The sequence below is a fragment of the Sulfobacillus sp. TH-112 genome (genome assembly GCF_057473405.1).
In genome coordinates, this window is the sequence record NZ_JBYCKN010000157.1 from 1 (window position 1) to 8,699 (window position 8,699).

9 protein-coding genes are annotated in these 8,699 nt (G+C 53.4%); 2 read left to right on the plus strand and 7 right to left on the minus strand.

What is annotated here, in order from left to right:
* The first annotated feature begins 81 nt into the window (after positions 1–81).
* On the plus strand, positions 82–564 hold the full coding sequence (locus tag ACOJWD_RS11145) for an inorganic diphosphatase (protein WP_486993304.1): 483 nt from the start codon (positions 82–84) through the stop codon (positions 562–564).
* Between the two features lie 19 nt (positions 565–583).
* On the opposite strand, the gene ACOJWD_RS11150 is transcribed toward ACOJWD_RS11145, so the two are convergent.
* From ACOJWD_RS11150 to ACOJWD_RS11180, 7 genes are all read right to left on the minus strand, one after another.
* Positions 584–1,711 (minus strand): FUSC family protein, encoded by a 1,128-nt coding sequence (locus tag ACOJWD_RS11150; RefSeq protein WP_486993305.1) that lies wholly within the window; start codon positions 1,709–1,711, stop codon positions 584–586.
* 29 nt (positions 1,712–1,740) lie between these two features.
* Positions 1,741–3,087 (minus strand): amidase, encoded by a 1,347-nt coding sequence (locus tag ACOJWD_RS11155; RefSeq protein ID WP_486993306.1) that lies wholly within the window; start codon positions 3,085–3,087, stop codon positions 1,741–1,743.
* A 16-nt stretch (positions 3,088–3,103) separates the two neighbouring features.
* Complete coding sequence (locus tag ACOJWD_RS11160) at positions 3,104–3,580, minus strand: NUDIX domain-containing protein (RefSeq protein ID WP_486993307.1); 477 nt, start codon at positions 3,578–3,580, stop codon at positions 3,104–3,106.
* A 41-nt stretch (positions 3,581–3,621) separates the two neighbouring features.
* A complete protein-coding gene (locus tag ACOJWD_RS11165; protein WP_486993308.1) occupies positions 3,622–4,419 on the minus strand; it encodes a CPBP family glutamic-type intramembrane protease in 798 nt (265 codons plus the stop codon).
* 40 nt (positions 4,420–4,459) lie between these two features.
* On the minus strand, positions 4,460–5,413 hold the full coding sequence (locus tag ACOJWD_RS11170) for an aldo/keto reductase family protein (protein ID WP_486993309.1): 954 nt from the start codon (positions 5,411–5,413) through the stop codon (positions 4,460–4,462).
* Between the two features lie 79 nt (positions 5,414–5,492).
* Positions 5,493–5,951: a methyltransferase family protein gene (locus ACOJWD_RS11175; protein WP_486993310.1), complete on the minus strand. Its 459-nt coding sequence runs from the start codon at positions 5,949–5,951 to the stop codon at positions 5,493–5,495.
* On the minus strand, positions 5,948–7,531 hold the full coding sequence (locus tag ACOJWD_RS11180; RefSeq protein WP_486993311.1) for a peptide chain release factor 3: 1,584 nt from the start codon (positions 7,529–7,531) through the stop codon (positions 5,948–5,950). The genes ACOJWD_RS11175 and ACOJWD_RS11180 overlap by 4 nt, the downstream gene beginning before the upstream one ends.
* A 134-nt stretch (positions 7,532–7,665) precedes the next feature.
* Between ACOJWD_RS11180 and ACOJWD_RS11185 the strand changes: the two genes are divergently transcribed.
* A partial coding sequence (locus ACOJWD_RS11185) for an aconitase family protein (protein WP_486993312.1) occupies positions 7,666–8,699 on the plus strand: 1,034 nt, incomplete at its 3' end.

The window sequence follows — 8,699 nt, forward strand, 5'->3', positions numbered from 1 at the left end:
ATGAATCGCCTACATTGACATTATGATCAGGGCGACACAGGGTGGCGTTCTTTTTTAGTACGCAAATGAGGAGGCATCGTGTTGAATATTGATGTGATCATAGAAATCCCTCAAGGTAGTCAAAACAATTATGAAGTAGACCATGAAACGGGCCAAGTGCGCCTTGACCGTGTGCTATTCTCACCGATGCATTATCAGGCGGAATATGGCTTTGTTCCGAATACACTGGGCGAAGATGGTGATCCCATCGATGTGCTCGTCTTAGCTACCTTTCCCACCTTCCCAGGCTGTGTGGTTAGCGCGCGCCTGATCGGTATGCTGGAAATGTCGGATGACAAAGGGGTGGACACCAAACTGCTGGCAGTGTTGGCCGATGACCCCCGATTTGATCATGTTCAATCTCTCGATGACGTGAATCCCCATGCGTTGAAGGAAATTCCTCATTTCTTTCAAACCTATAAGCAACTCGAACATAAAGACACCACCATTGGCGGATGGAAGGGTGAAGAAGACGCGCTGCAGGTGCTCGAAGAATCGCAGAAACGATTTCACACCGCGCACTAGCATAAGAGTACCTCTCGCTCTAACGCGCTATCACCACGATCGGGATGATAAGGCGAGCGCTGATCGTTAAATCCTCGCGCATCTTGTCGAGATCGACAAGCACTGCCGCCACATCAATGAAGCGGGCCGGGTCCACTGAGACCAGTCGGCCCGCTTCGGCGATTAGCTGATTGCGCTCCACACGCGCTTGGTCAAGTAGATTTTCCAATCGTACCGCGGCGACTTCATCACCTTGATGAATCAAGTAGGCATAGCTTTTGAGTGCTTCTCCCATCAGCGACAAGATGCGGCCGAGTCGTCGAGCCATCTCTACCGGCAAGGTTCCTGAGGGTCGACTCACATCCCGCTCCAAGGTCACAAACAAGGTTCGAGCTATCCCACGCACCTGACTCACTGAGTGGTCAAGCACCTCAATGGCTTGCGCCAATTGCGTCAGTCGTCCGCGTTCATGCCGGTGCCAGGGATTCCATCTGAGACTCATCTTGGCGCGGTCCAATGCCGTTCGTGCTCGATGCAACGCACTATCAATGCCGCGAGCCCGAGTAAGATGACGATTCGCCTCGGCCGGGTCGAGTCCATCCGCCAAGTCGCGTTGAATACCGTCCACCACTTCGGCGAGTCCAATGGCCAAAAGGCGCAGGGCTTCGCGTGCGTCTGGGGTCAGATTCGGTGGCCAAATGGCGGCCGCTACTAGAATGGCCACCGCCGCCCCCAACCCGGTATCTAGAGCACGATACCACGCATATCCCTTCACCTCTGACCCTATCGCCAAGACCAGAAGCGCACTTATCGCCACTTGCGGAATCCCTTGCGCTCCTAAATGAAGTCGCGTCGCTGATGCCATTGCCACCAGCACTAAAAGGGCCAGTGACCAGGCATGTAGCCCAACAACGTGAGTGAAAATCATCGCCAAGACGATGCCGCCCATCACCCCGAAAATGCGTTGTAGACCCCGCGAAATCGCTTCCGCGATGGTCGCTTGTACGCACAAAATCGCGGCCAAGGGGGCAAAATATGGCTTAGGACTGTGAAAAAGCCAAACGGCCAGTCCCCAAGAAAGGCCAGCAGCAATCGCCGTCTTCACCACCTGCAGACTTAACCCCCACTTGTCCAACACATCCCATGGCAACCTCGGTAGACGTAGCATACGCCTAGCATCACATGGCTCGCTTGACTTTATACCATGGCGCCGTCTGGAACGGTGAGGGATTGGGGATGCGCCTCCTGGATGCGCTGACAAAGGGCCAGAAGGGCTTGATCCCGTCCTCGCGGCGCGATGCACTGGAGACCAACGGGAAGTCCGTGCAGAAGGCCCCAGGGCATCGATAGTGCCGGCAATCCCAGAAAATTGAACGGCGAAGTGAAGCGCGTTAGGGCAGCCCGCACGTCCTGCAACTCGCCTGCGGGCGTAGACACATTGAGGGTGTCAAGCCGTGGCGCCAAGATAGGGACTGTCGGCATAATGATTAGGTCATACGACTGCATCCAATGGTCATAGGCCTTCGCTATTTGTTGACGATACCGCAATGCTTGAATATATTCGAGTGCCGAATAGCTTCGGGCTCGCTCTAGTCGCTCTCGTACGTCAGCTTGGTATTGGTCTCGCGCGTGTTGCAAGGACTCCCAATGGTAACTGAGTGCTTCTGATGCAATAATGATGGATTGCGCCGACCAGATGCTCTCCAGTTCCATCAAAGGCCCGCGCGTCACTTCAGCGTCCACGGACACCAGGATGTTGTCAACGGCCCCACTAATATAGTTGTCCAAACTCTCATCGTAGCACCGCACTTCGTCTCCAGACGGCCAGTAGACGCGTAAACGACGAGATGGCGGAAAAGAGGGAGTCTCCCCGCTTAGCACGCGCCACATCATCGCTAAGTCCTCCACGCTTCGTGCCAGAGGGCCAACATGGTCCAATGACCATGATAAGGGAACGATTCCCCTCCGCGAAAGGCGTCCGTACGTTGGCTTATATCCCGACACTCCCGAGAGCGCCGCAGGAATGCGAATCGAACCACCGGTATCGGTCCCTAATGTCGCAGAAAAAAGCCCGACTGCCACCCCCACAGCTGAGCCTCCACTCGACCCGCCAGCCATATATCCGGGTTGATAAGGATTCACGACCGGTCCGAAGTGAGAGTGCACGCTAGTCGGGCCGTACGCAAATTCGTGCAAATTCAGCTTGCCCAGAGCCATATTCGCTCCGTTGTGCCGTAGCGTTTGCGTCACATCAGCATCTTGACTCGCCACATGATGTTTCCTCACCTCCGACCCTGCCGTGGTGGGCACGAACGCCAGATCAATGAGATCTTTCAATCCCACTAAAATGCCATCTAATGGGCCGCGCGTGACACGGCTGCGATACCGGCGTTCGGACTCTTCAGCTTCGCGACGAGCGGCTTGCCGGTCCACGGACACAAAAAGATGTGTTCTCTCCTGCCAGAAGTCTAGGGCCTGCAGACGCGCCTCGAGATACTCCATCGGCGACAGCGTGCCGTCACCATAGGCCCGGGCAAGGTGCAAAATGGTCCTCATGCTGTCACTCAATTCCGATCACCGGTTCGACAGTGCTGGTTGTGGTTAACCGCCTCAGGCGCTGCGCCATATCACCATGCCGATAGAGGCCCTCAAGGTCGGTCCGGTTCCATGCCATACGAATGGCGTGCTGATAGACGCCCGGAAGATTGCCCGGCAGTTGGTGTACCGGAGCCCACAGTACCCCTTGGTGCTCCTCTGAGATGCGAATAGATCTTTTCGGTTCCGACTCTCGCACCGCATAGAACAGGAGGCACACGCTTTCGTCCTCTAGCGGTTGGTAGAAGTCTGCCGAAATCATGCCCGCAATCGCACACGTGAGCCCAGTTTCCTCGAAAAACTCGCGAATGACCGCATCCTCTGGGGATTCCTTTGGTTCGACATGCCCGCCTGGGAGTTCCCATTCGTCACGATCATTTTTCATCACTAGCACATGCCCATCGCGCCCTAAAATCCCCTTGGCTGAAATCGGCCACCTCATGGGTCATCCCCCTTTTTTCTATCATACGATAATTTCTTTCTTCATGGCTGCCTATGATAACGTCGCTCGGTCCATTCCCGATACAGTGACCACAAGAGCCCCAACCCCAGCAACAACAGCAAGATGAGCGGGTCTATCAAGTGATGGACCCACGAGCCCGTCGGAGAGACGGTACTTCCCACGGCTAGAGTATCCATGACAATATGCGCCAAGATCGGGACTAACATATCGCCCGTTGCCATGAGATACAACACCCAGGGTAGCACCGTCATCCCAATCACCAGCATGGTCCATCCTCCCCATGCGGGAACGTGCCACAAGCCAAACACAAATGCCGCTACCAATGCCACCATGAGACGCTCGAACCAATTCCGCGGTCTCACAATTTGCCACACCGCAATGAGGCCCCCGAGAAGGATGAGGTTCTCAACGGGCAATACCAAGGGAAATTGCCACAAGAGATGTTGCCCTTGTGGCCAGCTGATTTGATGAATCTTGGCTGATTGAGGATTAAACCCAAGAACGCGATCGCCCAAACTTCCCATCGCAAGAGAAGCAATCACCAACAATATCGACTGCCACACGGTTGCGTCAGTCCACTGCAACGATCGCCATACCCCCCTGATTAATGGCCAGCTTATGACAATAAAAAGTAACGCTCCATACCCATACCCAATGGCACTAGAATGCGCGACACTCCCTATCACCAGTACCATCGCGCCACCCACGATGGTGGCTACGACCATCCGCCAGGTCGGGATCCGACCAATATAGCGCAAAAAGAGCGGATCCGGCGACGATATTCCCGGCCACCGGATCCGAAATTTCACTTGTTTCACATTCTCGCCCCCCTTTATGGATAAGCAGGGGCAAACACTCTTATGACAAAATGGTCTCAATTCGATCCAAGGTCTCTTGACTCAACTTCACATCCACGGCCTTCACATTCTCTTGAATCTGTTCCGGCCGGGAAGCGCCGATTAGCGCACTAGCAATCGCCGGTTGCCGTAATACCCATGCCAGTGCCAATTGACCGAGCGAAATATTGAGGTCTTCGGCCACACCAATAAGTTGTTCCACCTTCTCATAGGTGTCATCCGTCAGCGCCCGCTGCATGGACCAGTTGACGCTCGAATTGCTCGCCCGCGAACCTTCCGGCAAAGACTGTCCCTTACGATACTTACCCGTCAAAACCCCTTGTGCCAGCGGAGAAAATACTACTAACCCAATGCCCCCCTGTTCGCACACCGGTAAAACCCCGGGTTCGATATAGCGATTAAGTAGGTTATACACTGGCTGACTTGCCCTTAGGGGATTCAACTGCAGCCGCTCCTGCACCGTCAAGGCATCAGCTATTTGGTTAGGTTGCCATTCACTTATGCCACCATAGAGAATTTTTCCTTGACGCACCAAATCGTCAATTGCCCGTAGCGTCTCTTCGACCTCGGTGTTGGGATCCGCTCTATGGCAATAGAAGATATCGACATAGTCGGTCTTCAATGCGCGTAAACTCTCGTCAACCTGATCGAAAATGTGCTTTCGAGACAGGCCCCCCTGGTTCACTTTATCGCTAATAGGCCAAAAAGCTTTGGTTGTTAACACATAATCACTGCGACGATACGAGGAAAGCGCTTCAGATAAGAATTCTTCGGCCGCATGGGGTCGACTCCCATAGACATTCGCACAATCAAAATGGTTGATTCCCTGGTCGTAAGCCTCACGAATACACGCCACCGCCGTGTCCTTTTCAGTGGCGGTACCATATGTAAGCCAGCTACCTAAAGCGATTTCTGAAACCTGTATCCCGGAACGTCCTAAGCGTCGATACTTCATGCCTTACCTCCTCTAATTCGCCTTAACTTGTGCGCGAACTTTTTGTTACCTCCTCATGCTACCATACCGTGAGAAAAAATCAGAGCCAGCGCCGGGTCGATTTTTGATAGGGCAGGTAGTCCTCCGGAAAGTGTGCGGTGAGAAAGCGCTCTTCGCGCAGAATGACCCCATAGTGGATGATAAGAGCCAAGGGAACAGCCCATATTATCGGCCAGACTGTTTCCCGAATGCCCGCTAATGCCATTAGCCAAAGCAAGAGCGCCAAGTAGATGGGATTTCGCGAGATCCGATAGGGACCAGAGGTCACCAGCGCAGTCGGACTCTGGTTCGGGTCAACCGGGGTTTTTGCCCGCTGCATGCTTCTCACCGCGAGCAAGGCGATAAGGGCGCCTATCAAGACCAAGGCAAAACCGATGACTCGAATCCCGGAAAAACCCAGGCGCCACGAGAACAAATATTGACTGAGAAGGCTCCCAACTGCAGCACCAAGCCACAACAAGGGCGGTGGTGCAATGACGCCCGGCGTGTCTTTAGTCATGACGGCACCGTCTCATCCTGATGCCGCACTGGAGAACTCTCCACCACCCGAAGCACGGGATAACGCTCCATCAATCGGTCAAAAGTGCGCCTATCCTCCAATAAGAGGACCCGCTGACCATCGTCATCTAATACCAGTTTGACCCGATCAAATCGCCCAAACTCAAATTCTTCTGGACCCTCAATCACCCACCGTGCCATGGTGTATCCCATCGTGCGCAGCGATACCTCTACACCATATTCGTGTTGTAAACGGTATTGCAGCACTTCAAACTGCAGCGGCCCGACAACCCCCAAATAGACCTGGGGTCCCAAATCATCTGGACGAAATCTCTGCAAGAGTCCCTCTTGCACCAGTTCGTCCAGGCCTCGCTGGTATTGCTTGTGCTTTAAGGTATATTTCAATTCCACCTCTGCAAAGTGCTCCGGTGAAAAGCGCGGGAATCCTACAAATTTGACCCTCGGAGCTTCAGACAACGTGTCTCCAATATAGAGTAGCCCGGTATCATGAATTCCAATGACATCTCCTGGCCACGCCTCATCCACGATGGAGCGGTCCTGAGCCATGAACTGCTGCGGTTGTGCTAACCGAATGGTGCGACCCGTTCGACTATGGGTGACCGCCATATTACGCTCAAACCGGCCCGAACAGATCCGCATAAAAGCAACCCGATCGCGATGAGCAGGATTCATATTGGCTTGAATCTTAAAAATAAACCCTGAGAAAAACTCCGCGCTGGGCTCAACCCAGCCATCAGTGGTCTCTCGTGGTCCCGGCCCTGGAGCCATGTGGAGAAACCCTCGAAGAAAGGTCTCAACGCCAAAATTGGCCATGGCGCTCCCAAAATACACCGGACTTAAGGCTCCACGGGAAACACCTTCGAGATCTAAAGCCTCCCCCGCTCCTTCCAGCAATTCCAAAGAGTCCCGCAGGGTATTGCGATCATGAGCATCCAAACCTGCCTCGTCGAGCGACACACGCTCAAAAATTCGATTGCTACGATTGAACTTCTCAAAAATCTGGTTCTCACGGTCATACAACCCCTGAAAGTCCGCGCCCATCCCCACGGGCCAATTCATGGCATAGGTCGAGATGCCCAGAATCCGCTCTACCTCTTCCATAATGTCCCATGGTTCTCGGGACTCCCGATCCAGTTTATTCACAAACGTAAAGACCGGAATTTGTCGCTTCTTTACGACCTGATAGAGCTTGACCGTCTGTTCTTCGACCCCTCGTGCGGCATCCAGTACCATCACCACACTATCCGCGGCGAGAAGCGTGCGATAGGTGTCTTCGCTAAAATCTTGGTGTCCTGGGGTGTCGAGAAGGTTCACTCGATATCCGGCATAGCTAAATTGCAACACCGTAGACGTCACGGAAATACCACGCTGTCGTTCGATCTCCATCCAATCAGATCGAGCATGCTGCTGAGCGCGTCGAGCCTTTACCGCCCCCGCCTCTCGAATCGCTCCCCCATACAAGAGTAGCTTTTCGGTTAATGTAGTCTTCCCGGCATCAGGGTGAGAAATAATCGCAAAGGTCCGTCCGCGATGTATCATGTCCTGCTCATGGTTCGTCATAAAAATCTCCCTCGTCAACGAAGTCAATTGAAATTATAGCATGTCGCAGTTGAGAAACTTGAGCGGTTCACCCTCGCAGACTAAGGTACAATGGAGTTCGAAAATGTGGTGAATTTTATCGTGAGGTGAAAAATGTGACGCATGTCAACCAAGACCCTTTCAAAGCCCGTGCCACTGCTGAGGTGGACGGCCAACAAGTCACCTACTATCGTTTGTCAGCACTTAATGAGATTCCCGAAATCAATATTGACCGACTGCCGTTTTCCATTAAAATTCTTCTGGAGTCGGTGTTACGGCAACTGGATGACTATCAAATTCGCCCCGACGATGTAATAAGTTTAGCCAAGTGGTCTCCAGAAAGCCCTCCTGACCGTGAAATCCCCTTTAAACCTGCCCGCGTGGTATTGCAAGACTTTACTGGCGTTCCCGCCGTGGTGGATTTAGCAGCCTTACGCTCGGTGATGGATCGCCACCACCGCAACGCCGAGAAAATCAACCCGCTGGTACCAGTCGATCTGGTCATCGACCATTCCGTGCAAGTAGACCAGTTCGGTCGGGTGGAAGCATTGGATTTTAATATGGATCGAGAATTTGAGCGCAATCAAGAGCGATATCGCTTCTTGAATTGGGCGCAAAAGTCCTTTGATAACTTCCGTGTGGTCCCCCCAGCGACCGGCATTGTCCATCAAGTCAACCTGGAGTACTTGGCGTCGGTGGTTCAACAAAAGACGCTAGACGGAGACACTGTCATCTTCCCTGATTCGGTAGTTGGCACCGACTCTCATACCACGATGGTGAACGGCCTGGGAGTGCTGGGTTGGGGAGTCGGTGGCATTGAGGCCGAGGCCAATATGCTGGGGCAACCACTCTACTTTGTGACCCCTGAGGTGGTGGGATTTCGTCTCATCGGAAAATTACCCGAAGGGGCCACAGCAACTGACCTAGCCTTAACCGTGACGGAACTCTTGCGACAACAGGGCGTAGTCGGGAAATTTGTGGAGTTTTTTGGACCTGGACTAGATTCCATGAGTTTGGCGGATCGCGCCACCGTCGGCAATATGGCTCCAGAATACGGTGCCACCATGGGCTATTTCCCGGTAGATCAGGAAACCTTGCGATACCTAACAGAAACTGGGCGGAGTGATCACCAAGTGGCCCTGGTAGAATG

Excerpts from the sequence above, each read along its gene's own strand:
- ACOJWD_RS11150 (WP_486993305.1), bottom strand. The coding sequence starts at position 1,711 with ATGCTACGTCTACCGAGGTTGCCATGGGATGTGTTGGACAAGTGGGGG.
- ACOJWD_RS11160 (WP_486993307.1), bottom strand. The coding sequence starts at position 3,580 with ATGAGGTGGCCGATTTCAGCCAAGGGGATTTTAGGGCGCGATGGGCAT.
- ACOJWD_RS11170 (WP_486993309.1), bottom strand. The coding sequence starts at position 5,413 with ATGAAGTATCGACGCTTAGGACGTTCCGGGATACAGGTTTCAGAAATC.
- ACOJWD_RS11175 (WP_486993310.1), bottom strand. The coding sequence starts at position 5,951 with ATGACTAAAGACACGCCGGGCGTCATTGCACCACCGCCCTTGTTGTGG.
- ACOJWD_RS11180 (WP_486993311.1), bottom strand. The coding sequence starts at position 7,531 with ATGACGAACCATGAGCAGGACATGATACATCGCGGACGGACCTTTGCG.